1 pseudogene is annotated in these 608 nt (G+C 36.3%); it reads left to right on the forward strand.

The annotated features are described in order from the left end of the window. Positions 1-608: pseudogene (locus FOT98_RS31655) on the forward strand (hypothetical protein); the annotation flags it as partial.

Here is a 608-nt window from a genome sequence, read left to right on the forward strand (position 1 = left end):
TTCTTTAAGCTATCTGTAGCGGCTAAGAAACTATTCTTAGACATTGCCATGCAACAACATACAGAAACAACATTAAAGCGTTCATTGGACAAGCAGGATGAAAGAGGCAACAAAACTCACTTCGGTGGGATGTATCGTTTCTTACATAAAAAATATCCGCATCAAATCCGTTCCGTTATCGATGAATTAACAACGGCATTACCATGTACGGGGAATCCCCTATTCAAAATTTGCAAAATGCAAAAAGGGGTAAAGCATACAAAACGATATACAACCTTATATTTATCTATTCATTCGGACTTTTTATGTACAAAAGAATCTGGAGAAGAGCAACACAGGGATCCATTTACACCAAAAGCTACCTATGCTCGTAAAGCGAAATTTATAGAAGCAGTTCTACAAGAGATGAATATCGGTGAACTGTCTGCAGACATGAATAAATTCATTCATGTATTAAAGCATACTTGTCATCGCCAAATCCGCAGTGTAATTCGCGGACTTCGTGACATAATTGATCGAAAAGAAGGATATCCAACGAAAATTGTATATACATTGAAAAAACTATTACATCAAACATCTCAATATCAAATCCTTGATGCTGCAGCGAA

The organism is Bacillus sp. HY001 (assembly GCF_007558965.1).
Taxonomy (GTDB): domain Bacteria; phylum Bacillota; class Bacilli; order Bacillales; family Bacillaceae_G; genus Bacillus_A; species Bacillus_A mobilis.